Consider the following 25,006-nt stretch of genomic DNA (forward strand, 5'->3'; position numbering starts at 1 on the left):
ATATATTAAGAAGCGCTTGGCATTTAAACGGAACTAGGGCAAATAGAGGAGAGCTGCTTTATTTCAGACGAGGACATCTATATAATGATTACAATATTCGGCATTAAAAACTGTGACACTATTAAAAAAGCTCTTAAATGGCTCGATTCGATGGATGCTGAGTATAAATATCATGATTTTAGAAAAGACGGTGTCGATGACGAGTTGGCGAAAACACTCGCTGAGGCTGTAGACACTAACTTATTGATAAATAAGAGAGGCACCACATGGAGGAAACTCGATGAGGCGACTAAAGAAAAGGTCGAATCTGGTTGTCATGATACCGTAATAGGGCTAATAAAAAATGAGCCTGCCGTTGTTAAGCGACCTGTTTGGGCTAAAGGGAATACAATATTTGTAGGATTTAAATCTGAAGAACAAGAGCGAGTTCGCACACTTCTTTAGAGGGATCCGATTGAAAAGAGGCCTGTATGGCAGAAGTGCCAATCTTTCAAGTCGACGTTTTTTCAAGTGATCAGCATTTGGGTAATCCTGCAGCTGTTTGCCCTCTCACAGAATTCCTGGAAAATGATATCTTACAGGCAGTTGCACGCGAGAGTAACCTTTCTGAGACGGCCTTTATCGTACCAACGCCAGACAAAGAAACAGACTTCGATATAAAATGGTTCACCCCCAATAGTGAAGTTGATCTTTGCGGGCATGCAACAATCGCAGCAGCGAGCATCGTGCTTAGTTTCTTGGAAACAGACTGGGAACAGGTATCCTTTGATACCATTGACGGCCCTGTCCATGTCAATCAGAGAGGAGGATTGTTTAGTATTACCCTTCCAATGATTGATGTTTCTCCTATCGAGGCGCCTACAGAACTTAAAGAGGCGCTCAATGGATTTGACTGCAAGCATATCTATCATTCAGGCACGACATATCATATCGTCTATGAAAGCCGTGAGACGCTCGCTAAGTTAGACCCAGATTTTGATCTTCTCAAACAGTCTACATCATACGGTTTTATCGCTTCAGCTCCTGATGAGACTGGGGAAACAGATTTTGTCACCCGCTGTTTCTATCCATCGCTGGATATTGAAGAGGATCCAGTCACCCTTACAGCCTACCGGATTGTTGTCGGTCACTGGGCTTCTGAAAAAGGGAAAGATACATTTATGTCCCACCAACTCTCAAATCGAGGAGGACAACTCTGGTTGAAGAAAAATGGGCGTGATCTAACCATAAGCGGTGAAGCAACGATGATCTCTCAAGGCAGTTTGTTTATTGCTGGGTTAGATTAAATCTTGATTTCTCAACCGAAAGTACCATTTTTACTATAGGAAATTTAAGGGGAATAGACGATGACAAATGTTCATGATTTTAAGGCAAATCTCTTGAACGGCACTTCAGCAGATTTAAGTGAGTTTAAAGGCAAAGTGCTCCTGATAGTGAATACAGCCAGTAAATGTGGCCTAACGCCGCAATATGAAGGCCTGGAAGCGCTTTATAAAGATATAGGGAATGAGAACTTTGAAATTTTGGGCTTTCCCTGTAATCAATTCGGCAATCAAGAACCAGGGTCAAGTGATGATATTGGTGAATTCTGCCAGATTAATTACGGAGTTTCGTTCCCAATGTTTGAAAAGATAGAAGTGAATGGTGATAATACTCATCCACTCTATCAGCATTTAAAGTCTGAAAAAAAGGGCTTGCTTGGCAGTCAAAAAATTAAATGGAATTTCACGAAATTTCTCATCAATCAGGCTGGGGAAGTAGTCAAGCGATATGCGCCCACTACAAAACCTGAAAAAATAAGGTCTGATATTGAAGCTCTTGTGTAATAGTTAAGATGTTATTTTAAAAGGCCCTGAGTATAGGGCCTTTTTCTTATGTGTGATCATTCAGACCATTCATCGGTTTCCTGAATATCTTTCTTAACTAGCATTCAAGTTCTAGAGGCTGGCAAAAAGATGGCCTTTCAATATCATCAAGAGCTTTCTTCTCTCGTTGCTTGTCTTCACCGACGAGCGAGGCGTCTATTTTTTGATTTTCTCGATTGTGGCGTGTCTAATTGAATAAGTGCAGGCCAGGCCCCTTGCGCCAAAGCTTCTAACGTCGGGGTGGCTTGACCTAGACGATTGCGGTAGAGCCATAGGTTAGCCATCACACGCTCAATATAGTCACGGGTTTCATAAAAGCTAATGCTCTCTATAAAGAGAAGAGGGTCCTGATCATATCGAGTGTCTTTTCGCCATTTCAGTAGATTTCCTGGGCCCCCGTTATAAGCAGCCAGAAGCATGAGTAAGTTGGCTTCTGTGTATTCCATCTTATTCAGGTATTCCACATATTGTTGACCTAGTGCCATATTATATTCAGGCTCAGTGAGCTTATCTCGGTTTTTTCTTAATGTTCTGTTACGGCTATAAAGAACACGCGCTGTCGCTGGCATCACTTGCATCAAGCCTCTAGCGCCGACATGACTACGGGCACGGCTTCTGAAACCACTTTCTTTCCGCATCATGGCAAAAATTAGAGCTCTGTCCACCCGCATTCCATCGGCTGGCTTCCAGTCAGGTAAAGGATATTTCACCGAAACTGGAGCTCTTTTGTCTAATCCGCCTGCATAGCCTAAACGGATTTGAATGGCTGGTAAATTCAAACGAGAGGCAAGAGCCATCAATTGCTTTTGCACGGTCACACCTTCTCGGCCCCACAGTAATCTTAACTCTTCATCTGCTAGATCATCACGGCCAACTTCAACCAATGCAATGGCACGCCTTACAGCAGGATAAGCATTTAAGCTGAACATTTCCGCGGCTGTGAGTTCAGGAAGAGACCAATCAAAAGAAGGTTCAATTCCCAGTTGGTAGCCTGCAATCATGCCGTAAAATGTTTCTTTATAGCCGGAGGCTAAGCGCAAATGTTTTTCTCCGAGAGCTGCGTTATTGTCTTGATAGGCTGTACGAGAAGCCCAAAAATGACCAGCAGATGTTAACCAACTGTTTGCATCGTCAGAAAAAGTAAGCTTTTTAAAAGAGTGATGGGCTTTATCTGTTAGGCCTTGTCTATAGGCAGAGAGGCCAGCAATCCAATCATTGAGGGCTTCTGTTTGTGAAGAGAGCGCTGAGCCATATAGAGAAATTGCGCGGGCTTTTTCATCTTTACCATCATAATAATAACTTGAAGCAATTCGGGCCAGAACTTGAGCTTTTTCGTGATCAGTTAAAACCTTTGTGGCTTCCATGGCCCAATAGCGTCTTTCAGCTCTTTCAGGTTCTCCTCTTCTGACGTGAGTTCTTATCCTCTTCTTAAAGCGATAGACAGAAGAACGAAGCGCTCTATTTCTATAAGGGACGGCAGGACTTTGGCGAGCACTTTGGCCTGTAACGCCTGGATATTTTGTTTCAACTGGGCGACGAGGCGCATTGGCACGACCACGTCTCTTCATGGCCAGTCTGTATACTGAATAGGCATAAGGATGATCAGCATAGCGTGCCATCCATGCTGCTAGTTCATGATATTTGGATCTGTATTTTTTTGGGTGCATTAATTTTTGATAGCGAACATGACCCAGTAGAATAGTATTTTCCACGCGTTTTATAAGCCGTTCTGCGCGGCGCCAATCGCCTTTCTTTTGATAGTCAAAGATTTGGCGATAGAGTTTTTCGTCACTTTTACTTAAAATTCCAGGCACATTGTTTAGGCTTTCCCCAGGTAGTGTGGAAACATCTTTGGATTTGTCTGCGCTGTAACTGACAGGGGAGAGCACAGCGACAAAGCTGAAAACAACGAACATATTTGTTAGAGAACGTGCAGCGGAGGAGAAAATAGCCATTAAGTGTTCATTTCCAATTCGTTTAATTTAAGTTGAATGGACTGCAAATCGTGCCAAGCATCTTTTTTGAGATGTGTCGCTTTCATCAGGTAAGCTGGGTGATAAAGAGGCATAGCGGCAAAAGTCTGATCCTTAAGAGATAAATCCTGCCATTTTCCGCGGTACCGAGTAATGGATCCCTCTAAACCTAACAAATGACTAGAAGCTATTTTGCCTAAGGCAATGATGATTTTTGGCTTTGCCAATTCTATATGGCGTTTCACAAACGGCAAGCACATGGCAATCATTTCAGGACTAGCAACAGGTTTCCCAATGGGACGCCATGGGACAATGTTACTTATATAACAGTTCTTTTGGCGATCTAAGTCGATGGCATTAATCATTTTATCAAAGAGTGTTCCTGCTGTAGATCCCAAAAAAGGCTTTCCTGTGCGATCTTCTTCTTGGCCAGGAGATTCTCCAATGAACATAATGGGAGCACCAACAACCCCGTCAGCAAATACAGTGTTGCGCGCAGAGCGTTTGATATGGCCTCCATCGAAATTTTTCACAGCGTCTAGAAGGGCCTCAATGGTGTCACAAGAGGCTGCTAAGGCTTCCGCTTGTTCTGGCGTGCCCCCTGTGGACGCTTGCACAGGACGAGCTGCAACAGGACGAGGAGAGGCTGTAGGCCTATTGCTCGTACGATTATCCATAAAGGCCTGAACTTGTGCATCACTAACTTTAGACGGCGCCGTTTGCGGCGCAGAAGTTGCGCCTCCTTTTGATTGAAGAGGTATAGATGTTTCCGGCTTGGTTTCAAACCAATTAACAGGTGTGTCAGAAATGGCTTCATCAGCACCCATATCCAAATGCCATTTGAGCATGTCAAATGGATCGATATCTTCATTTGCTATTAAATTGTCTACTGTTTCTGTCATGCCCACTCGATCTATAAAGAATCCAGCCCCAAAACTATCTTAAACGATGCTTATGGGACTTTGCACCCTATTTTTTATAAATATCTTCATCATCTATTTGACCAAGAGATAATTAGATTGCATAAAGTCACTAAAGACTGTTCTAAAGGCAGTCTAATCACGGAAGAGTAATTAAGGAGTGGTTCATATGGAACGCGAATCCATGGAGTTTGATGTCGTCATCGTTGGTGCAGGGCCGTCAGGATTATCGACAGCCATAAGACTTATGCAGCAAGCCCAAGAGAATGATCAGGAACTAATGGTCTGCGTGATTGAGAAAGGATCAGAGGTTGGTGCTCATATTCTTTCTGGAGCAGTCGTCGATCCACTGGCTTTGAACGAACTTATTCCTGATTGGAAAGAAAAAGGCGCCCCTATGGGTGTAGAGGTGACAGACAACCAGCACTGGGCTTTAACTGAATCAGGCAAAAAGTCTCTTCCTCATTTTATTATGCCGCCGCTGATGTCTAATACAGGGATGCATACCCTATCACTTGGGAATTTTACAAGATGGTTGGCGGAACAAGCTGAAGCCATGGGTGTTGAAGTCTTCCCAGGTTTTGCTGCTGCGGAAATTCTGTATCATGAAGATGGGCGAGTAAAAGGTGTTGCAACTGGTGACATGGGCCTTGATCGTGAAGGAAAACCTAAGGATGGAATGCATATGCCTGGTATGGAATTACATGCCAAATATACTGTATTTGCTGAAGGGTGTCGTGGTTCCCTATCTAAACAACTGGAAGAGAAATTTGATCTCAGAAAAGACTGTCAGTTCCAGACCTTTGGTATTGGAATTAAAGAATTATGGGACATTGAACCAGAAAAACATTCTGCAGGTCGTGTGATCCACACGCAAGGTTGGCCGCTTACAGAAGATGCTGGGGGGGGATTTATATACCATCAAGAAAACAACCAGATTGCGATCGGATTTGTTGTCACGCTTGATTATAAAAACCCTTATCTCAGTCCCTATGAAGAATTTCAGCGCTTTAAGCAACATCCTGAAGTCCGCAAAATTCTTGAGGGCGGACGACGGGTCGCTTATGGCGCACGGGCCATTAATGAAGGGGGACTTCAATCAGTGCCCCAGCTGCATTTCCCTGGGGGCGTCCTTGTTGGCTGTGCCGCGGGATTTGTGAACGTGCCGCGCATTAAAGGGACTCACAATGCAATGAAATCTGGCATGCTCGCAGCCGAGAGCATTTTTGAAGCTGTGACAGCAGGCAGCGAAGGCACTGTAGAGCTTACCAGCTATGCAGATAAATTCAAGAATAGCTGGATTTATAAAGATCTCCATAAAGTGCGCAATGCGCGACCTGCACTGGGTAAATTTGGTATGAAACTGGGGACGCTTTACGCTGGTTTTGATATGTGGATGAATACATTAGGGCTTGGCAGCATTATGCCAACTTTAAAGCATGCGCATAAGGATAACGAATCCACAGGAAAAGCAGTAGACTATCAACCAATTGACTATCCAAAGCCGGATGGGGAAATTAGCTTTGATCGCTTGACCAATGTTTCTTTTTCCGCAACAAATCATGAAGAAGAGCAACCGTGCCATCTGCAGCTTAAAGATGACACAATTCCCGTGTCTGTTAACTTGAAAGAGTATGCAGGGCCTGAGCAAAGATTCTGTCCTGCAGGGGTGTATGAATATCTTGAAAGTGAGGAAGAGGGCATGAAATTGCAAATTAATGCTCAAAACTGCGTTCATTGTAAGACTTGTGATATTAAAGATATCACTCAAAATATTAATTGGGTTGTTCCAGAGGGTGGTGGGGGCCCGAACTACCCAAATATGTAGACTATGGTTTTTGCCATGCAGGTTTTAAAAATTGAGGCGGTAAGCCGTCTCAATTTTTGAGTATTAAAGTAGAAGAGAATGATAAGAAATATTTCGACCCGCTCTGCGGTAGTAACGAGCCTTCTGGTTCTTCTAAGTGGCTGTGGAGCCGACACTGCTCCACTCCAAGATATTAAAACGCAGACGTCGGTTGTCGGCGGCCATTCTATTGATCGTCAGAAACAAAGAATTTCAAGCAATACTAATAAGTTATCTCCTTTTCTTGCCGGCGTGTTAGCACGAAATGATAGCCAGTATGATAATAGTGCTGCCTATTTCGCAGAAGCTCTATCTCTTGATCCTGATAGCCCCTTTTTAAAGGAAAATGCTTTTACCAGTTATTTTAATGCAGGCGATTATGAAAAAGCGACCGAATTTGCACCTGAACTTGCAGCAGGTTCAGATAATGAACTTCTCCATATTCTTATCGCTGCCGACAGTATCAAAAAACAAAAAAGCGAACTCGCTCTCGCGCAATTAGAAAAAGCACCGAAGAAAGGGTATGGCTTTATCATCTATCCTGTGATGAAAGCCTGGGCCTCTGCACAGAATGGCGATAAAGAACAAGCTTACTCTCACCTTCAAGAAATGAGTAGATCTCAAAGTCTGAAGATTATTGCATTAGAGTTATCAGCCTATGTTGCAGATTATTTGGGCGATGTGACCAAAGCAAAAAGCCTTTATAATCAACTCCTTAACGACCCTTCTTCTAAAAGTTTTCAAGTTGTGGTTGCTTATGCTTCTTTTCTGAAAAGGCATGGAACACCCGAAGATATTGTTAAGATGATCTCGCTTGCTGTGAAACGTTTTCCAAATAATCCTTATTTATCCGGAGATGGCCGCTTCCTGATACAGGGGGCGCAAAAAATACCTCTGTTTATAGATCCGATTGGCGGGGTGTCTAATGTTTTTGTGATGTTAGCAAGAGACCTCAAAAATTATCAAAATAAGCAGATGGCGTTGGCCTTTTTTAATTTAGCAATCTTCTTAGGCGGAGCGAATTCTGACTTGGTGCTTCAGCAGGCGCAATTATTAATGGACCTTAAAGACTATTCCAGTGCTGAAAAGAAATATGCTTTAATCCCACAGTCCAGTCGCTATTCTCAACTTGCTTTTATGGGACGTGTCAGAGCTTTATTTTCCGGTGAAAGAGATCAAGAAGCGTTGGTTCTTTTGAATGAAAAGTTATTAAAATATCCTAATAATATTAGTATCTTGGGACAGTTGGCAGATTATCACAGAGGCCAGCAATCCTATGCCAAGGCCTTAGAATTTTATAACCGTATTCTGGCCCAGAGGTTATCCTCCGCAGAAGGAGATTGGTATTATTATTTTGCACGAGGGATTAGCTACGAGCAATTAAAAATGTGGCCTGAAGCTGAGGCTGATCTGCTCTATGCCCTTAAACTTTCTCCGAAACAAGCTGATGTCCTGAATTATCTCGGCTATAGCTGGGTTGATCGTAAACTTAATATGATCAAAGCTAGAGAAATGATCGAAGAAGCTGCTTCTCTAAGTCCTAAAAACGGGTTTATTATTGATAGCTTAGGATGGGTATATTACCTTACAGGGCAATATACAAAGGCCGTGAAAACGCTTGAAAAAGCGGTTCTTCTTGAGCCTGGTGACGCAACGCTTCACGAACATCTCGGGGATGCTTATTGGAAAGTTGGACGTCATATTGAAGCGCGTTTCCAATGGAAGCACGCCTTGAATGCAGATCCCGATGAAGAACAGATTAAAACCATTGCGGTGAAACTGACTGAAGGCATTAGCTAGGTGATCCATGCATACGCGAACTGCCCCTGCTAAAATCAATCTTTTTCTTCATATTACAGGGCGCCGAGCCAACGGTTATCATGAGATAGAGAGCCTTTTTGTTTTTACTGAACAGGGTGATAGACTGACAGTAGAGCCCTCAAGCTCTGGACAAGATAGTTTCGCCATTAAAGGCCCTTTTGCTGACAAATTGATAGCTATGGGGGGTGGAAATGAGGAAAATCTTGCCTTCAAGGCTCTGCAGTCAATGCGACCGTATGCTCTTCATCAGCCTGCAGTATGTTTGACCTTGTTTAAAGCATTACCGGTCGCTGCTGGCATTGGCGGTGGGTCTGCCGATGCTGCTGCAACACTCCTTTTATTAAATGACTATTGGCAAACAGGATTAGATTCTGAGACGCTTCATTCGATGGCTTTGGATTTGGGTGCGGATGTCCCTGCTTGTTTATCCCAGTCGCCTCAGTGGGTGTCTGGAATAGGGGAAAGGCTAGAGCCTGTCATCATAAAGTATCAGCCTTATATATTACTAGTAAACCCCTTGGTCTCTACAGAAACCCCTTTGGTGTTTCAGGCCTATAAAGAGTCATCAGTTTCTTTTGATGACGTATATACGTCAAAAGACGGTGTCTTAAATTCTCTCGCAGATCTTTCCATCAGTACTGAAAATGCTCTAGAGGAGGCTGCCTGTGCAATTACAGGAGAAATTAGACATGTATTAAAGGCCCTCAAATCTCTTAAGGGTGCCTCACTTGTACGCATGTCTGGTAGCGGAGCCACTTGTTTTGCTTTGTTTGACGATGAAAGGGCACTTATCAAAGCTCAGAAAAGACTTCAGTCATCTCATCCGCAGTGGTGGACACAAGCTGATAAAATTATCACTGGTGATATTCTTTGAACCAAGTCACAAAATTTGTCAGACCTTCGGTAAGGCTAGTTTTGGGTTTAAAACCTGTATGTTTATTGATTTTCGTGATGTCAGCCGAGGTTTCATAGACGTCTCCTGGCTGCATGGGCATCATAATCTTTTCCGCCTCTAAGCCCAGAATATGCTCTAATGTTTCTATGAAAGTCATCAACTGGACAGGTTGATTATGGCCAATGTTAAAGATCGATTGTAGGCTGTTTTCAGGAGGGCGGTTCAAGAGGCGAAAACACCCGTCTACAATATCAGCCACATAGGTGAAATCACGGCGTAAATCGCCTTGATTGAAGACTTTGATCGGCCGACCTGCTAGGATTGCATCCGTGAAGAGCCACGGTGCCATATCAGGGCGACCATAGGGGCCGTAAACCGTAAAGAACCGCAAGCCTGTGGCTGCGATGCCGTATAAATGGCTATAGGACTGGGTCAAAAGTTCATTTGACTTTTTTGTGGCCGCATAGAGAGATTTGGGTTGCTCGGTCATCCGGTCTTCTTGGAATGGGGCAGTAGTACTGTCCCCATAGATAGAGGAAGAAGAAGCATAAATGAAATGCTTCAATTCTTTTTGGTGCCTCGCAAGCTCAAGCATATTGACATGCCCCACTAGATTAGACTGAGTGTAAGCCTGTGGGTTTGTCAAAGAATAGCGCACCCCGGCCTGAGCCGCTAAATGATATATGTGTGAAAATTGATGTCCCTTGCCCAGAGATTGAAGAGCGTATTCGTCACTTATATCCAGTTCTTTAAATGTAAATTTGTGATCATGGTCCTGCTCTGTCAGAGATTTGAGACGCGTTTTCTTCAAGGCAGGATCATAATAATCATTCAGGTTATCGATTCCGATGACTTCATGGCCTTCGCTCATCAATTTCAGGGTTAAATGATAGCCAATAAAACCCGCAGCGCCTGTGACTAATATGCTCATTTTAATTCCTTTTCCCTGTTAAAGACCATAAGGAAGTCAGGGGGTTATGGCAAGCTGAGATGGTGGGAATGTAAAAAAAAACACAAATATAGAAAAAAAATGAAGAAAGGACTTTACAGGTGGTATGTTTTTTGGCTAATACGCCTTCACGACGCTCTCGCAGTGTCCCCTTTATCTTTGATGATGGGGTGTAGCCAAGCGGTAAGGCAGCGGCTTTTGATGCCGTGCATCGTAGGTTCGAATCCTACCACCCCAGCCAAGTCTTTAAAAGCCCGTTCAGGAAACTGAGCGGGTTTTTTATTATTGCAAGCATATGTGCTTCATATTAGAGACTATGGCCCCATTGTAGCCTGCAAAAGAATGTATTGAGATTTTAGGCGTATTTTACTTTTTCTAGTGTTTCTTTTTTCGATTCATTATCAGCTTCTTTTGCTTTCTCATAATTCGGCTTCTTTTTGAGAGGTCGTATTTATATAGAAATATTTATTATTCCATGTCTAGGATTTAAAAATTGAAGAGATATATGTTCGAGCGTGACGAGATCACTAAAGAAGATTCCATCAAGCCGATGATTATATGTAGTTTTGTTAATATAAAAGTGACTATAACCAAGACTGAATATTAGATTATTCTGATATATTTTTATAAGAAGAACGATAACTCTTAGGAGTTTTCCCTGTTTCTTTTTTAAAGGCCTTGTAGAAAGATGAGCTACTATTATAGCCGACCGCGAGAGCAATATTCAGAATTGAAACATCTCCAGTCAGTAGTATTGGCTTAGCTTCTTCTATGCGCCACTGATTGATATAATCAAAGAAATTCATGCTCATGGTCTCATTAAGAGTTTGCGATACATGGTTCGTTGAAACGCCAATATGAGCAGCTAATTTTGATAATGTGATCGTTGAATCAAGATACAGCTGGTCCTTTTGCATAGATGCTTTAATCTTCTTAGCAATACGCAAAGCTTGCTCTTCACCTAAGGCAGAACGACTATATTTCAAAGTTTCAGGTTTTGAATCTGACTTACACTCTTGGCTTTCATCAAAGGCGGGCGCTTGGCGCAAACCCCACAGACCCAATGTCCAAACAAGAAGAAGGATCATGAACTTGCCCACAGTCTCACTCATTAACGTCTGGTTAAAAATATTTTCACTTAACAAAGCCAGAGATAAAAGGCCCCATAAAAGAGTAAATATAATCACTAAAGCGTTGATCCATAGTAACTCACGTTGTCCCATATTAGCGAATTGATCTTTTAAGCGATGACGATATGTATTCAAAAGTCTAATTATTTTGAAAACATATAATCCTGATTGACCAATCAATGAGAGAATAAGTAAGAAAGCAATTGTTAGCAAGATGCCGAGATAAAGACTTCCGCCCAATTTTTCTTCATTGAACACATGCTCTAATGTTTGAGTAGGAAGAATGATAATAAGGCCTGCAACCACTAAGCCCATTAGTGTTAATATGAAATGCTGAAAATGATATTTTTCTAATTTCCAGCTTTTCTCTGCAGTGATGGATTGAACATAAAGCCAGAGGGCAGGCGCCAATGTTAAATAAGCAGGCAGTTCTAACGCCAGTGTTTGAAAACGTAGCGCTGGCATTAATACGGCAAAAACTGGCTCTAGAGAAATGATTGCGCAAGCAGCAAGAAAAATCGACAATGGCACGCGTGAAGGTTTTTGAGCCGATCGAGTCATCAGCAAAGTTAAACACAAAGAAATTTGTCCAAGTGTGAAAACTGCAATAATAAAATTAACGTAGCTTGGCAAATGACCCTCCTTATAAACATCACTTTGTATCGCCTATCTATAAATTAACAAAGAAAAAGTCTCCGAGCCTACAGGATTGCACGACATATATATTTATATCCAATAATAATTAGGCTCAGTTGAAAATAATAATGGATAAGATGATGACAGCATTTCAAAAAATAGGTGGTTTAGCAGCTTGGGGCCAAGCCTTGTGTTATATTATTGGGTTTACCATATTTATATTCTTTTTAGATTTTCCGAGTTCAGATAAACCATTAGAGGCTATTAATTTTCTCATAGATAATAAAATGCTCATCCTGTCGGCTATGACCATTATATATATATTAGCGGCCTTAATCTTGTTGATTTTAGTTTTAGCTCTTCATGAAAAATTAAAATCAGATAACCCATTACTCATGCAAATCAGTACAGCTACAGGCCTTATTTGGGCTGGAGTAGTCGTTGCTAGCGGGATGATATTTACTGTAGGTGCAGAAAGTGTCATTAAAGTCTATGAATATGACCCAGATAGAGCAGCGACATTATGGATTGCTGTCGGTATTATTCAAAATGGACTTGGTGGGGGAACAGAGTTCTTAGGGGGCGTTTGGATATTGTTAATAAGTTGGGTTGCCTATAAAGGAGACCACTTATCCAAGGCGCTGAATTGGTTAGGTTTTGGAATCGGTATTATTGGTATTGCGTCTGTTGTGCCCTCCTTAAGCTTTTTTGTCGATATCTTTGGATTAAGCCAGATTATTTGGTTTCTTTGGTTGGGCACAGTTATGTTATTCACTGCAAAAACTAATTAACGCAGAAAAGAGTTTGACAAAACTGTTTCCATTCACTGAATGGTTTAGAGAACTATGTTACAAAAATTTGGACTTCTAAATATAAGAATATTAACGATGATGCCCGATATTTGCCTGATCGTTTTAGACAGGGGACTAAAGCTGCTGTTCGCAGAATTACTGACGAAGATCGAAATATACTCTGTTTCAGGTTGTGTCAGTATTCAAACCTAATATTGTCACTTACATCAGGTAGTATATGGATACTATGACACCGCTTCAGAGACCCCAAGCTACCTTGATATCTTGAAATTATTGTCTTTAAAGAAGCGACGAGGGCCTACTTAAGCTCTCGCTTTGTTTAACCAATATTTACCTTGATATAGAATTAAAATTACTTAAGCTCAGTGGCATATTATCATGTCTCATAGCCTTTTTCATGAGAATGGGGCAGATTTGAGAGCAGTAATAGAAAGTCTGGGAGAAGGATTAATGTCAAAAGAGACTGAAAAAAATAATCCAAAAGACCTTGCAACTGGCGAGATCGTTGAAGATGTCCTTGGACTGGATATGCGCGGTCTTAAATCAATCTACGCCCTATGGGTTAAACCAAGAGAGTATTTTCAGGCTGCAAAGCAGGCGAACTGGAATAATATATATACTCCGTCTGTGCGGTTGTGGTTGTTTTTCTTTGCTTTATTTTCTGTTCTTAAATTTTGGTGGTTGGAAAATAATCCAGCCATGATCGGGGCTTATATCGTGGGATTTGAAGAGGCTCGTCTTACAGAGCCTGAGGGGGTATCGTTTGAGGAAATCGCTCAAGAAATGCTTCAGCTAACCTTTGCGATCTTACCCTTTTTGCAAATAGCTGTGCTAGGGCTTTTATCTTTTGTCTATCCCTTTTGGGGACGGCCTTTGTCGCGAGCATTGCGGCAACGTTATTTTTTTGCGATCATGATCCCAAGCGCTAGTTTGATGCCCGTTCTTCTGACGGGTATGGTCTTTATCACAAGTGAGTATATAGAGTTATATTCTTATTCTCTGGCCCTTACGGCTTTTCTGTTACATTTTATGGTTAGTTATAGAGGGGTGTTCTATGATTTTACTCTTGGGAAACGCCTCTTCCTCTCTGGGCTTATGGCGTTTGTAGTTGTAGCCCTTAGTACACTTCTAGGAGTTGTGACTCAAATTGGCGGAATCGTATATATTAGTATGCAGTATGGTTTAAGCCCTTAAGGCGTTAAACCTAATGGGACTAATAGGGCTGAGGACGCGTTAGATCATTAATAATTTATAAAAGAGAAGGTAAGAGAAATGGAATTTATTGGATTTATCTTTGGCATCTTTGGGCTGATTGCCTTTGTCAGACAAGAGAAATTGATCAAAACCCTAAAAGAAAAAGGGGTTTTGGACGAAGCTTACAATGATGAAGAGTAATCCTCGTCGGCCTAAGAAATGCTGCAGGAACTAGGTTTCCCAGCCTTTTTTCTATCTAAACTGTTTGGCCTAAGTCCCGAAGTAGGGTGTTGAACCACTCGACTGTGGTATCGAAAGGTTTGCCCCCTTTAATGCGTGAAAATTCAATAGCGTGTAGTTTTCCATCTTGATCTTCATCCTCACCGATAACCCCGCTAATTCCATTCATGGCACACTCAACAGCCTTATCACAACAGGCCTTGATCAAAGCTAGATCCTCAGGGTTAGAGGGAGCAGCTCTAGAATAGTAGCCTGATTTTTGAACCAGTAATTTCTCTGCCTCTAGCAAGTGTGCAAAACGTCGTCCAAACCAAGCACCTGTATTGATAACGTCAAGCTTCACATGACCAAAGGCATCTCTAGGAACTTCTTCTCCGGCGGCTTCCATTTCTTTAACGATGGCTTTGGCACCAGCTCCTTCGGAAATGAAAATATTCACGTTATCGACTTGATCCATTATTTTTTTAAGCCGTCTGGCTTCTTGTTCAATATTGATGTCCATTTCAGGGATATAGACAGCATGCACCGCTTTACATTCTTTGCTGAGTCCAATCTGAGGTAGAAAGGTTTTTCTATCTAGATTGTCTTGATAGCATTTTGCGGTATAGGCTGTGAGCCATCCACAATCTCGCCCCATAACCTCATGCATGATAAGCATCCGTGGGTTAGCGCCTTCTTCTGCGACGATATTGGCAAAATAGCGGGCGCCTTCTTCGCCAGCTGTCCAGGCACCAAGGCTTTGTTTAATTGGAATGACATCATTATCCACAGTTTTGGGCAGTCCTACCACATTCAAATGATAATTATTTTCCGATAAATAAGCGGCAAGGCTTGCAGCCGCGATATTTGTATCATCACCGCCTATCGTATGTAGGACATCAACACCGTCACTTACCAGTTGCTGTGCTGCGACCTTTAGAGGATTATCGCCGTCTTGAATTAATCCACGTTTCATGCAGTCTGCAACGTTCGTGAGCTTTACACGGCTGTTTCCGATGGGACTGCCACCATGCTCGAACAAGACATGGGCGTTATCTCTAATTTCTTTAGATACCTCAAGTTTATCCCCTAAGAGCAAGCCTTTATATCCGTCTAAATAGCAAATGATCTCTGTTTCTGGAGAAATTTTGTTATATCTCTCAATGAGGCGGCCCATGGCTGAGGATAAACACGGGGCTAAGCCACCGGCGGTCAGGATTGCTACTTTTTTTATGGTCACGTCATGTCCCCTGCATTGAATTGTGCATAAGCTCTCTTGTTGGTTTATGCCCCATAGCTTATGTCAGTGCTCTGCTCCAGAGTAGGGTTTTTGTTCATTTTCAACAATAGTTTTTTTAAGATTTTTGGCTCACTGCATATGACCCTGTTCTTCGAGGTGGATGCTAACGAAATACTATGGTTTTGCTATCTTAAATTAGGTTTGCTCTTCTCAATATTTTCTTTATTGTGGCTTTGAAAACATTTTCAAAAAATTGAGGTGTACTGTCGATAAAATGGAGAAAACAATGCTCTTTAAAAATACTTTTACAGCCTGCCTTATTGCTGTTGTATCTCTGACCGTTGGAGCGGAAGATAATGAAACATCTGTCGTGTCAGAATCTCAGTCTCATCAACAGCAGGAAAATTGGGGAAAATTATTCACCTACTTTACTGGAAAGACAACAAGTACGAAGGATCTGTTGGTTGCAGTTGCTGACATTAAACCTGGAATGGAAATTCATCCCCCTCATGAACACGGTGAAGAAGAGATTATGATGATCCTTGAAGGGGAGGGACTGTGGCATATTAAGGGAAAAGAGTTTCCAGCCAAAAAAGGTGATATTATGTTTTCTAAGCCATGGGAAATTCATGGTATTAAGAATACTGGAGAAAAAACACTTCGCTTTGTTGTTTGGAAATGGAATCCCCATAGCCTTACCCAGTAAGAGTCTAAAAAATGAAGCCCCTTAGTCTTATTGCCCCTCAAAACTAAGTATATAGTTTAGAGAGGGATGTTCTTGGTTAGTTTTATGGCCAGCTTTTGATATGTCTTTCTTGAATTGCTTTCGAGGGAGGAAAGACATTTTGTTGATTAAAAGAAGTTTATTTGCATTCGCCTCAATCTGTATAAGTCTTTGTGGTGGCTCGCAATCTACGGTCCGTGCTGGCGACTGGCAAACGGTGGATGGTCGATATCTTGATCGTCAAGAAATAAGGGCCACTGTCGAGAGACTTATTGAAGCACATAACGTGACAGGGCTTGGCATTGGCTTGATAAGCCAAGGCAAAGTCTTCAGCCTAGAGACTTTTGGCTACAGGGACATAAGAAAAAAAGCGCCACTAGAGGTTAATACGCTAATGTATGGCGCCTCCCTCACGAAAGCGACTTTTGCTTATTATGTAATGCAGTTGGTCGATGAAGGACTTATCGATCTTGATAAGCCAATAAGTGCATATCTTCCAAAATCTCTTCATGAATATGAAGGTTATCAGGACTTAGAGGGCGATGAGCGCTGGCGCCGCCTCACATTTAGGCTTCTATTAACTCATCAATCCGGCTTTGCAAATTGGCGTTTCTTACCCCCTGAAGGAGGGTTCGATCGGACTGGAAAACTGAAATTCTTTCTGAATCCAGGGTCCCGGTATGCCTATTCTGGAGAGGGGTTTTTATTGGCCCAGAGGGTGCTTGAATATGGTCTAGGGTTAAACGTCAAAAAGGAGATGCAGTCTCGAATTTTCAATAAATACGGTATGAAGAGGACAGTCTTGGCCATTCGGGGAAAGCCTTTCAAAAATCAGGCAAATAATTATTCCCTAGAGGGCAGAAATGTGGGGAAAATGGCTTTTAAAGATGTAAATGCCGCTGGATCAATGCAAACCACTCTTTCAGAGTGGGCTACTTTTTTAGCAGCTGTAGTTCGAGGCGATGGATTATCGGATCGTAGTAAGAAAGAAATGATAAAAACCCAAATTCGAATTAAATCAGCGCGTCAATTTCCCACTTTTAGTGATCAAACAACATCGAAGTATGATTCAATTGCTCTTGGCTATGGATTAGGGTGGGGGGTTTTCAAAAGCCCATATGGTGAGGCCTTTTTTAAAGAGGGTCACGATGACGGTACTGCAAACTACAGTCTTTGTATTGAAGGCAAAAAAACTTGTATTTTATTGATGAGTAATAGTGTCAGAGCGGAAGGGATTTTTAAAGAGCTTGTGGATACCCTTTTGGGGGATGTGGGACTTCCTTGGGAATGGGAACAGTATACTCCTTATGATTATCCCTCATCAGAGGTTAAATAGAGGATATGGGATCAGCAAACTATTGATAGATCAAGCAAGGGATTCTATATAAGGGATGAATTTTTAACAGCATTATGAATTTATTCGGCAACTTTGCTCAGGACATATCAACAATGCCTTTTTCTTCAGTTATGGGATTATAGATGCTAAAAACAAAAGCTAAAGAGGATAGGCTAGCCCGTATCGCTTTTTTTTGTTTAGGCGGGCTGTTTTCTATGCCAGCAGTTGGTGAGACTGTGGAGACCACAGAAGCTTCTCTCTATGAAGAGATCGCTGTCATAGGAAAAAGACCAACCTACAATAGGGCTCTGCAATCTAGTCTTGAGCTCCCTTTTGAAAAGCACTCCTTGGTCAGTGCCGATGGCTTGATAGCACTCATGGAGGCTGTCCCAGTTGCCGGACTTAGAACAAATTCTAGAGGTGAGTTAACTCTGAGAATTAGAGGCGGAGGGGAGCGCCAAAGCCAGGTCTTTATAGATGGGGCTCCTCTAGCAGTTCCATGGGATGGGCGCGCGGACATATCAAGTGTGCCAGCCCTAGCAATAAAATCGCTTACTCTCTTCAAAAGCGGTAGTCCTCTAGAATTTGGTCCCAATGCAGTTTTCGGCGCCCTGAGCCTCAGTTCCAGAGTGACGGATCAAGATGAGCAGATCGCGGAGCCTACAATTAAAACACAAATAGGCAGTGCAAGATTAAGAAGTTTGATGGCAGACATCAGAGTTGAAAGAGCATTTCTTTCAGCCAGTTATTCAAGCCGATCTGACCTGCCAGCACCCATGATACGGGATAGGGAGGGCTATTCCCCTTATAATCCGTTTCGTTCAGGTCGGCTTTCTAATACAGATCAAAAGAATATTTCTATTTATGGAGGGTATGAATTTACGGCCGGGGACAGCGATCATGTATTTTCACTATTGTATAACAACACTGAAAAAGGTGTTCTTGCAGAAGGACACATCAATCCAAGTGATCAGTCTCCTAGATATTGGCGCTACCCACAGCGGCGATTAGTTATGGCTATTCTCAATGGGAGGGCCCCAATTTCTGCTCTCAACAGTGATTTTACCTATACGATTTGGAGCCAAAACTATGACCAGAAAATAGATCGTTATGAATCCTTAAATTATACCACCCTTATAGAAAGTCAGTCTGAACAGGATCAAACCTATGGAGGGCGTTTCATCGTGACATCGGGCTTTGAAACGAAAGGGCAGCGTTTGATTGCGACTTTTCAAGAAAGTCGACATCGTCAAAATGTAACGGACCCTTTCTTAGAAGAAACTGAAGCAATATTTACGCAGCGGACCTATAGTTTTGCCGCTGAAATAGACAGAGAGCTACCTCAGGGTATTCTGACGTCCTTAGGGCTTGGGGTTGATCATTTTGAGACACCTCTTACAGGCGGTAGAAGACAGCAAGATCGTTTGACGGCCCTCTCTTTCAATGCAGCCTTCTCGGGTTTTGTTGGCCCGAACTTGAAAATAGTAGCTGCCCTGGGTCAACGGTCACGGTTTCCAACTCTTCGTGAAGTCTACGGTACGGCGCTTGGGAGGTTTTTGTTGAATCCAGAGTTGAAGCCAGAAAAAGTAACCTCCTTAGATATCGCCTTTCAGTACAGAGCGTTAGACGAGCGGTTTTCAATTGATATCAGCCCTTGGGCAGTCACGATGTTAGACACTTTATCGCAGCGTACGGTCTCAGTGGATGATCAATCCTTTCGCCAGAGATATAATCTGAGAGGATCTAAGGGCTTTGGAATCGATACCATTCTTCAGTATGACATAACGAATCGATTGAAGTTTAATTCCTCACAGTCATGGCAATCTTTGAAATCAAAAAAGAATGAGAGCGGCGTAAGAGAAGAGTTATTGCAGCGTCCCAGCTTATCGTCTTCTATTGGCCTGCGATATAGGAATGAGGCCTTCTCAGGATCTATTGACTGGACACGTCGATCAGGAAGCTATGATCAAGACTTAGCAGGTGTGTTTATCAAATTACCCCCTTCCGATTCAGTTGATATAAGTCTGATGAGGGCATTTAAGATTGAGGGAAGGAAGAGCATCTCTCTGACCTTAGACGTGCTTAATCTATTCGATACCCTTAGCTTGGCTCAGTTAGGGCTTCCAGGATCAGGACGAGAGATACGTTTCGGAATGTCTTTTAATTTATAAAATGCCTTAGTTATTCGGCGAGGTCTCCAACATCTAGAATAGGAGAAGCATCGATGTCTTCTGCGTCCATCATCATTGCGATGCGTTGCAGGGAAGATACAAGTTGAGTTTGCTCCCATTCTTCAAGTTTGCGAAATTCTCTCAAGAAGCCACTTTGCAAAAGCTCTGGTGCTTCTGCCATTTTTTCAAGTCCTGTTGGAGTAAGGCAGGCGTGCACAACTCTTTTATCAGTCGTGCTACGATCTCTTCTAGTGAACCCAGCCTTGTCTAGGCGGTCTAGAATAGAAGTAACAGTTGCTTGTGATAAAGATATTTCTTTTGCAATAGTACTTGGCGGCAAAGTCCCATGTTTTCTCAGTGTTTGTAACACAATCAATTGAGGGGCTGTGAGGCCAGAGGTTTTATAGATTTTTTTTGAATGCAAGTCGACAGCACGCATAATTCGGCGAATTGACACAAGTATTTCATCATAATCAGACATTGATACCTCCTGAAACTTCAATAGTTTTTCATGGCACTATTTTAGGCTTATTACAATTAGATATTGCTAAATGAGTAGATAATATTCATAACTTTAGAAGTCTAATGTTTCGAATTAGAATGATAAGGCAAGACACTGAAAGGATTTACTTCTGTGCAACAAAAAAATCCACTTGAAGATCAGATGACAAAAGGGTACTTACCGGCCACTTTTCTTCCTGCAGCTATCATTATTATCATTCTCGTATCTCTTACGGTTATTTTTCCTGATCAAGCTGGAACCACCTTCTCCAATCTTAATGGATTTATCACGAAAAGTTTCGGTTGGTTTTATACACTGTCCGTCGTTATTTTCTTGAGTGTCTGTCTAATTATTGCTTTTTCAAAGTTTGGACAGACCCGCTTAGGTGCAGACAATGAAAAGCCCCGTTATAACTTTATGAGCTGGGTTGCGATGCTTTTCTCTGCAGGAATGGGTATTGGGCTTTTATTTTTCTCAGTAGGGGAGCCAATCCTTCATTATATCACACCGCCAATCGCCTTGGAAAGTCACGATCAACTGGCCAAGCAGGCAGTGAATTTAACATTTCTCCATTGGGGATTGCATGGGTGGGCGATCTATACAATTATAGGCCTCTGTCTTGCCTATTTTGGCTTTCGGCATGGATTGCCCCTCACGATTAGATCTGCTTTATACCCCTTAATCGGCGATAGAATATACGGGCCAATTGGACATATTGTTGATGTTACAGCCGTTCTAGGTACATTATTCGGTGTGGCAACTTCTCTTGGGTTTGGTGCCTCACAAATTAATAGTGGATTAAATTTCTTATTTGATGTGCCCGTATCAAATACCGTCCAAATTTTCTTGATTATTGGCATTTCTGGACTGGCAACAATTTCGGTCGTTGCAGGCTTAGATGCGGGCATTAAAAGGCTTTCAGAAATCAACCTTATCCTTGCCTTGGGTCTTCTTGTTTTCGTTGTAGCACTGGGTCCAACAGTGCTTATTTTCTCTGGGTTTACTGAGAATATCGGGAATTATTTATCAGCAATTATTGACCGGGGTATGCGTGTTGGTGTTTACAGCGATGAAGATGGATGGATAAATTCATGGACGATCTTTTACTGGGGGTGGTGGATAAGCTGGTCGCCCTTTGTTGGTATGTTCATCGCACGCATTTCCAGGGGGCGAACAATTCGCGAGTTCATCTTCGGCGTTCTATTTGTGCCGACACTGCTTGTTTTCTTCTGGATGACGACTTTTGGGAATACTGCCCTTGATATGGTTGGGAATGGCTTTGAAGAATTGGCACTGCAAGTTAAAGATAACATGCCTATAGCGCTTTTTGTCTTTCTCGATCAACTCCCTTTCTCGATGATTACGTCAATCTTGGCGCTCGTTCTTATCGTTACATTTTTCGTTACTTCTAGTGATAGTGGCTCTTTAGTCATTGATATCATCACATCAGGGGGGCGAATTGAAAATCCGGTCTGGCAGCGTATTTTTTGGGCAGTGACCCAAGGGGTTGTCGCCGCCGTGCTATTACTGGCAGGCGGGTTAGGGGCTTTGCAAGCTGCAACAGTTGCTATGGCTCTGCCTTTTACTGTTGTTATTCTATTTTCTATTGGGGGGTTACTGCGGGGCCTTTCCATGGAAGGGCGCATTGCACAAGGGGCTGAAACTGCCCCGGATATTGTCGGTGGCGGTGTGAATATGCCCTGGCGTCTGAGGCTAAATGCAATCCTGGCGCACCCATCAAAAGAAGCAGTCATCGAGTTTATTGATACTGTTGCTAGACCCGCCCTTGTGGATGTGATGGATGAGATAAAATCCCATGATGTTTGTTGCAAATCATACGTTGTAGAAGGTAAAGCCGACCTTTGGATTACCCACGAGGGCGAGCCTTCTTTCCGTTTTGCTGTTATCCCTACGTCGCATCAAGCCCCTGTTTTTGCCATCGAAGCGGCTACCGATAATGATAATATGCTAGAAAACCCAGATACTTATTATAGGGCTGAAGTCAGTCTATCAAGTGGGGGGCAGGAGTATGATATTTTTGGATATAATAAAGAGCAAATAATACATGAAGTCTTAAATCAATATAATCGTCATATGCATTATTTAAATATTTCTCGTGAATATCACAACCCTTTAGAGCAGGAATGATTTGAATTCTAATGATCTAATGTTATAGTGCGCTCTGGCATAAAGCCGAACGCTTTAATAGCGTATTATAACATAAACAGGGATCAAAAATGACTGTTAAAAATTCTTCTGCTCGCAGAAGTAAAACATTGCTCTTATCTTCAGTATCTCTTGCATTATTATCTGCCCATACTTCTGTTTCCGCTCAGGATCAGGAGTATCAAGGCCTTGAGGAAATCACTGTTACAGCGACGAAACGCGCTGCTAGTACTCAAGATGTTCCTGTCGCAGTGAATGCACTTGGAGAATCTACTTTAGAACAGAATAATATTAATGTTTTCACTGACTATTTATTGCAACTACCTGGAGTGTCTTCCGGTGGTGCAGGACCAGGTCAGGGGACAATCTATATTCGAGGTATGGCGTCAACAACGCCAAACTTAACCACAGCTGGTGTCGCAGGTCTTGCACCCAATGTTGCCCTTTATTTGAATGAGCAACCTGTTACGCAAGTCGGCCGTAACCTTGATGTTTATGCAGCAGACTTGAACCGAATTGAAGTTCTACCTGGATCGCAAGGGACACTCTTTGGGGCTAGTTCTCAGGCCGGTACCATTCGTTTGATCACGAACAAACCTGTGATGGATGAGTTCTCTGCAAGTATGAACGGCGGGATCTCTTTCACTCAAGGTGGGGAGCAAAGTGAAAAGCTTGAGGGTGTGATTAACTTCCCAGTTTCTGATAAACTAGCGATGCGCGCCGTATTCTTCATGGACAATCAGGGTGGATATATTGACAACCGCCGCGGTGTTCTCTCTGCAAGAGAAAGCGCTCGGTTTAAAGGTGTTGAGTCACGTCCAAATGGGACAGCAACGAGTGCTGGTTTCCAAGCTGGGGCTGATTTATCAGGTGTACGGTTTCTGAATGCACGCAACGAAAGCTTGATTGAAAAAGATTTTAATGATGCTTCATATGAAGGTTTACGCCTTTCAGCGCTTTATGATGTGAATGATAACTGGACAGTTAATTTATCACATATGCGCCAAACTATTGAAACTGAAGGTGTATTCTTTATAGATCCAGAGCTGGATGATAGTAATGATCTTTCCGTTCAGCGCTATTCACCGGATGAAGTTGAAGATAAATTCTCTAATACTGCCTTAACAATTGAAGGTCAGATTGGAGATCTTCAAGTGGTTTATGCAGGAGCTTATCTAGACCGAAATACTGAACAGGTAGTGGATTATACTGATTATCTTTTCGTTGGTCAGTATCTGCCTTACTATATCTGTGATGGGTCTGTTTCTTATCCTGGAGCTGCAGGACCTTCTGGGACCTGTCAAGCGCCGAATTTGTTCGTAGATAGTACTACAGAAACAGAAGTTTGGACCCATGAACTTCGTTTTGTAACACCAGAAGATAATGATTGGCGTGTGACGGCAGGTGCTTTCTATAGTGATCAAACGCTTGTAGAGCGCAATAATTTTACTTATCCTGGCTCTGTCTTTGCTGAAAGCTTTAGTCCTGGTGTTTATGGTTGGCCCAAAAATGGTCCGCTTCCTGGGTCAAGTGTCTCAGATCCAAACCCACGTCCGCTTGGTGTTATCTTCTTTAATGATATCACACGTACGGATAGCCAGTTGGGCTTCTTTGGTGAGTTAAGCTATGATCTTACTGAACAGTTTACTGTTACAGTCGGAGCACGGTATCACGATGTTGACGTGCGCCTTAAAGGGTCTGCCAACTCATCATTCTACAACTTTGGCGGCGAAGATGTGAATGCCTTCGGTACCAATCTTGATACCCAGTTTGATGGCAATCAAGTGATTAACGGTGTGCCAGTTCCAAAAGGTGCTGAAGCCAAAGGATGGGTTTTCAAAGGCAATCTTTCTTATAAGCCTTCTGATGATACGCTGATTTACTTCACCTATTCTGAAGGGTTCCGTCCAGGTCTGCCTAATCGTCCTGCAGGAGCAGGGGGCGGCGCTGTGCCGGCTGTTGTAAGAACGGATGAAGTGACTAATTTTGAATTCGGTTGGAAAATGGATCTTCTTGATAATACGTTGAGATTTAATGGATCCGCTTTCTTGGTTGATATCAAAGATCTTCAGACGACAATCTTTGACCCTCAAGTCACAAACTTATTCTTTTCTGATAACGCGGCGGATGCTCAAATTAAAGGGATTGAAGGAGATGTTACTTGGGCTCCTATGTCAGTTCCTGGACTTGTCGTGTCTGGCGCTTTCTCGATACTTGATACCGAGATTAAAGAACTTGTTGGTGCGTCCGTAGCAATTGCAGGCCCAGGCGAAGATTTATCTTATGCGCCTAGCTTCCAAGGAAACGTTAGAGCGCGTTACACATGGGATATCAGCAGTGAGTTTGAAGCCCATGTACAGGGTGCGATTACCTATTCTGGATCAAGTTACAGCGATATCGTTCTGATTAACAGAGCGAAGCAGGATAGCTATGCTTTGATAAATACATCAGTAGGCATACGTTCTGATCGCTATTCAATCACAGCTTATATCGATAATTTGACCAATAAGCGTGCGCAGTTGAATAATAACTTGAACTTTGACCGGGAAAGAATAGCAATCAACCGTCCTAGAACAGTAGGATTGCGTTTCTCAGTGGATTTTTAAG

At 42.5% G+C, this 25,006-nt stretch carries 20 protein-coding genes and 1 tRNA gene; 15 read left to right on the forward strand and 6 right to left on the reverse strand.

Annotation, left to right across the window (positions count from 1 at the left end; genetic code table 11):
* Positions 1-84 precede the first annotated feature (84 nt).
* The 3 genes from QGN29_RS10625 to QGN29_RS10635 are packed head-to-tail and all read left to right on the forward strand — an operon-like array spanning position 85 to position 1,826.
* Positions 85-444, forward strand: a complete 360-nt coding sequence (locus tag QGN29_RS10625) for a Spx/MgsR family RNA polymerase-binding regulatory protein (RefSeq protein ID WP_310797836.1) — start codon at positions 85-87, stop codon at positions 442-444.
* A gap of 26 nt (positions 445-470) precedes the next feature.
* Positions 471-1,286 carry a PhzF family protein gene (locus tag QGN29_RS10630; RefSeq protein ID WP_310797837.1) on the forward strand — a complete coding sequence of 272 codons (816 nt, stop codon included), beginning with the start codon at positions 471-473 and terminating at the stop codon, positions 1,284-1,286.
* Between the two features lie 60 nt (positions 1,287-1,346).
* Positions 1,347-1,826 carry a glutathione peroxidase gene (locus tag QGN29_RS10635; RefSeq protein ID WP_310797838.1) on the forward strand — a complete coding sequence of 160 codons (480 nt, stop codon included), beginning with the start codon at positions 1,347-1,349 and terminating at the stop codon, positions 1,824-1,826.
* 176 nt (positions 1,827-2,002) lie between these two features.
* Here the strand turns inward: QGN29_RS10635 and QGN29_RS10640 are convergent, their stop codons facing one another.
* The gene (locus QGN29_RS10640) at positions 2,003-3,820 is read right to left on the reverse strand and encodes a lytic transglycosylase domain-containing protein (protein WP_310797839.1); all 1,818 of its coding nucleotides are present in this window, start codon (positions 3,818-3,820) and stop codon (positions 2,003-2,005) included.
* Positions 3,820-4,740: a uracil-DNA glycosylase gene (locus tag QGN29_RS10645; protein ID WP_310797840.1), complete on the reverse strand. Its 921-nt coding sequence runs from the start codon at positions 4,738-4,740 to the stop codon at positions 3,820-3,822. Before QGN29_RS10645 ends, QGN29_RS10640 begins: the two co-directional genes overlap by 1 nt.
* A 187-nt stretch (positions 4,741-4,927) precedes the next feature.
* Here QGN29_RS10645 and QGN29_RS10650 point away from each other — a divergent pair, with 187 nt between their 5' ends.
* The 3 genes from QGN29_RS10650 (at position 4,928) to QGN29_RS10660 (ending at position 9,299) form a co-directional block, all read left to right on the forward strand.
* The gene (locus tag QGN29_RS10650) at positions 4,928-6,586 is read left to right on the forward strand and encodes an electron transfer flavoprotein-ubiquinone oxidoreductase (protein WP_310797841.1); all 1,659 of its coding nucleotides are present in this window, start codon (positions 4,928-4,930) and stop codon (positions 6,584-6,586) included.
* Positions 6,587-6,664: 78 nt separating this feature from the next.
* Positions 6,665-8,404 (forward strand): tetratricopeptide repeat protein, encoded by a 1,740-nt coding sequence (locus tag QGN29_RS10655; RefSeq protein WP_310797842.1) that lies wholly within the window; start codon positions 6,665-6,667, stop codon positions 8,402-8,404.
* Between the two features lie 7 nt (positions 8,405-8,411).
* Entirely contained in the window at positions 8,412-9,299 is an 888-nt protein-coding gene (locus QGN29_RS10660) for a 4-(cytidine 5'-diphospho)-2-C-methyl-D-erythritol kinase (RefSeq protein ID WP_310797843.1), read from the forward strand.
* Here the strand turns inward: QGN29_RS10660 and QGN29_RS10665 are convergent.
* A complete protein-coding gene (locus tag QGN29_RS10665; protein ID WP_310797844.1) occupies positions 9,280-10,251 on the reverse strand; it encodes an NAD-dependent epimerase/dehydratase family protein in 972 nt (323 codons plus the stop codon). The two genes, QGN29_RS10660 and QGN29_RS10665, sit on opposite strands and share 20 nt — an antisense overlap.
* Positions 10,252-10,435: 184 nt before the next feature.
* Between QGN29_RS10665 and QGN29_RS10670 the strand changes: the two genes are divergently transcribed.
* Positions 10,436-10,510: transfer RNA gene (locus QGN29_RS10670), tRNA-Gln, on the forward strand.
* A 367-nt stretch (positions 10,511-10,877) separates the two neighbouring features.
* On the opposite strand, the gene QGN29_RS10675 is transcribed toward QGN29_RS10670, so the two are convergent.
* Positions 10,878-12,032 carry a helix-turn-helix domain-containing protein gene (locus tag QGN29_RS10675; RefSeq protein WP_310797845.1) on the reverse strand — a complete coding sequence of 385 codons (1,155 nt, stop codon included), beginning with the start codon at positions 12,030-12,032 and terminating at the stop codon, positions 10,878-10,880.
* Between the two features lie 143 nt (positions 12,033-12,175).
* Here QGN29_RS10675 and QGN29_RS10680 point away from each other — a divergent pair, with 143 nt between their 5' ends.
* The 3 genes from QGN29_RS10680 to QGN29_RS10690 all read left to right on the forward strand — a co-directional run bounded on the left by QGN29_RS10680 (position 12,176) and on the right by QGN29_RS10690 (position 14,242).
* Positions 12,176-12,826, forward strand: a complete 651-nt coding sequence (locus QGN29_RS10680; RefSeq protein WP_310797846.1) for a DUF4386 family protein — start codon at positions 12,176-12,178, stop codon at positions 12,824-12,826.
* Positions 12,827-13,297: 471 nt separating this feature from the next.
* Positions 13,298-14,041: a hypothetical protein gene (locus QGN29_RS10685; protein WP_310797847.1), complete on the forward strand. Its 744-nt coding sequence runs from the start codon at positions 13,298-13,300 to the stop codon at positions 14,039-14,041.
* Between the two features lie 78 nt (positions 14,042-14,119).
* A complete protein-coding gene (locus QGN29_RS10690) occupies positions 14,120-14,242 on the forward strand; it encodes a hypothetical protein (protein ID WP_310797848.1) in 123 nt (40 codons plus the stop codon).
* A 55-nt stretch (positions 14,243-14,297) separates the two neighbouring features.
* Here QGN29_RS10690 and QGN29_RS10695 read toward each other — a convergent pair whose 3' ends face one another.
* Positions 14,298-15,500, reverse strand: coding sequence for a pyrophosphate--fructose-6-phosphate 1-phosphotransferase (locus QGN29_RS10695; protein WP_310797849.1), 1,203 nt, complete (start codon positions 15,498-15,500; stop codon positions 14,298-14,300).
* A 286-nt stretch (positions 15,501-15,786) separates the two neighbouring features.
* On the opposite strand from QGN29_RS10695, the gene QGN29_RS10700 reads away from it, so the two are divergent.
* The 3 genes from QGN29_RS10700 to QGN29_RS10710 all read left to right on the forward strand — a co-directional run bounded on the left by QGN29_RS10700 (position 15,787) and on the right by QGN29_RS10710 (position 19,731).
* Positions 15,787-16,206, forward strand: coding sequence for a cupin domain-containing protein (locus QGN29_RS10700; protein WP_310797850.1), 420 nt, complete (start codon positions 15,787-15,789; stop codon positions 16,204-16,206).
* A gap of 139 nt (positions 16,207-16,345) precedes the next feature.
* Positions 16,346-17,560: a serine hydrolase domain-containing protein gene (locus QGN29_RS10705; protein WP_310797851.1), complete on the forward strand. Its 1,215-nt coding sequence runs from the start codon at positions 16,346-16,348 to the stop codon at positions 17,558-17,560.
* Positions 17,561-17,703: 143 nt separating this feature from the next.
* Complete coding sequence (locus tag QGN29_RS10710; RefSeq protein ID WP_310797852.1) at positions 17,704-19,731, forward strand: TonB-dependent receptor plug domain-containing protein; 2,028 nt, start codon at positions 17,704-17,706, stop codon at positions 19,729-19,731.
* 10 nt (positions 19,732-19,741) lie between these two features.
* Here QGN29_RS10710 and QGN29_RS10715 read toward each other — a convergent pair whose 3' ends face one another.
* Positions 19,742-20,212 carry a MarR family winged helix-turn-helix transcriptional regulator gene (locus QGN29_RS10715; RefSeq protein ID WP_310797853.1) on the reverse strand — a complete coding sequence of 157 codons (471 nt, stop codon included), beginning with the start codon at positions 20,210-20,212 and terminating at the stop codon, positions 19,742-19,744.
* Positions 20,213-20,365: 153 nt separating this feature from the next.
* On the opposite strand from QGN29_RS10715, the gene QGN29_RS10720 reads away from it, so the two are divergent.
* Positions 20,366-22,381 (forward strand): BCCT family transporter, encoded by a 2,016-nt coding sequence (locus QGN29_RS10720; protein WP_310797854.1) that lies wholly within the window; start codon positions 20,366-20,368, stop codon positions 22,379-22,381.
* An 89-nt stretch (positions 22,382-22,470) separates the two neighbouring features.
* Positions 22,471-25,005 (forward strand): TonB-dependent receptor, encoded by a 2,535-nt coding sequence (locus tag QGN29_RS10725; RefSeq protein WP_310797855.1) that lies wholly within the window; start codon positions 22,471-22,473, stop codon positions 25,003-25,005.
* Position 25,006: the final 1 nt, after the last annotated feature.

This window comes from Temperatibacter marinus (genome assembly GCF_031598375.1).
GTDB classification, from domain to species: domain Bacteria; phylum Pseudomonadota; class Alphaproteobacteria; order Sphingomonadales; family Kordiimonadaceae; genus Temperatibacter; species Temperatibacter marinus.

What these genes read in the sequence shown, in the direction of transcription:
- QGN29_RS10665 (WP_310797844.1), bottom strand. Translation starts at nt 10,251, where the DNA reads ATGAGCATATTAGTCACAGGCGCTGCGGGTTTTATTGGCTATCATTTA.
- QGN29_RS10660 (WP_310797843.1), top strand. Translation starts at nt 8,412, where the DNA reads ATGCATACGCGAACTGCCCCTGCTAAAATCAATCTTTTTCTTCATATT.
- QGN29_RS10680 (WP_310797846.1), top strand. Translation starts at nt 12,176, where the DNA reads ATGACAGCATTTCAAAAAATAGGTGGTTTAGCAGCTTGGGGCCAAGCC.
- QGN29_RS10655 (WP_310797842.1), top strand. Translation starts at nt 6,665, where the DNA reads ATGATAAGAAATATTTCGACCCGCTCTGCGGTAGTAACGAGCCTTCTG.
- QGN29_RS10725 (WP_310797855.1), top strand. Translation starts at nt 22,471, where the DNA reads ATGACTGTTAAAAATTCTTCTGCTCGCAGAAGTAAAACATTGCTCTTA.
- QGN29_RS10630 (WP_310797837.1), top strand. Translation starts at nt 471, where the DNA reads ATGGCAGAAGTGCCAATCTTTCAAGTCGACGTTTTTTCAAGTGATCAG.
- QGN29_RS10650 (WP_310797841.1), top strand. Translation starts at nt 4,928, where the DNA reads ATGGAACGCGAATCCATGGAGTTTGATGTCGTCATCGTTGGTGCAGGG.
- QGN29_RS10645 (WP_310797840.1), bottom strand. Translation starts at nt 4,740, where the DNA reads ATGACAGAAACAGTAGACAATTTAATAGCAAATGAAGATATCGATCCA.
- QGN29_RS10700 (WP_310797850.1), top strand. Translation starts at nt 15,787, where the DNA reads ATGCTCTTTAAAAATACTTTTACAGCCTGCCTTATTGCTGTTGTATCT.
- QGN29_RS10690 (WP_310797848.1), top strand. Translation starts at nt 14,120, where the DNA reads ATGGAATTTATTGGATTTATCTTTGGCATCTTTGGGCTGATTGCCTTT.
- QGN29_RS10635 (WP_310797838.1), top strand. Translation starts at nt 1,347, where the DNA reads ATGACAAATGTTCATGATTTTAAGGCAAATCTCTTGAACGGCACTTCA.
- QGN29_RS10715 (WP_310797853.1), bottom strand. Translation starts at nt 20,212, where the DNA reads ATGTCTGATTATGATGAAATACTTGTGTCAATTCGCCGAATTATGCGT.
- QGN29_RS10710 (WP_310797852.1), top strand. Translation starts at nt 17,704, where the DNA reads ATGCTAAAAACAAAAGCTAAAGAGGATAGGCTAGCCCGTATCGCTTTT.
- QGN29_RS10685 (WP_310797847.1), top strand. Translation starts at nt 13,298, where the DNA reads ATGTCAAAAGAGACTGAAAAAAATAATCCAAAAGACCTTGCAACTGGC.
- QGN29_RS10640 (WP_310797839.1), bottom strand. Translation starts at nt 3,820, where the DNA reads ATGGCTATTTTCTCCTCCGCTGCACGTTCTCTAACAAATATGTTCGTT.
- QGN29_RS10625 (WP_310797836.1), top strand. Translation starts at nt 85, where the DNA reads ATGATTACAATATTCGGCATTAAAAACTGTGACACTATTAAAAAAGCT.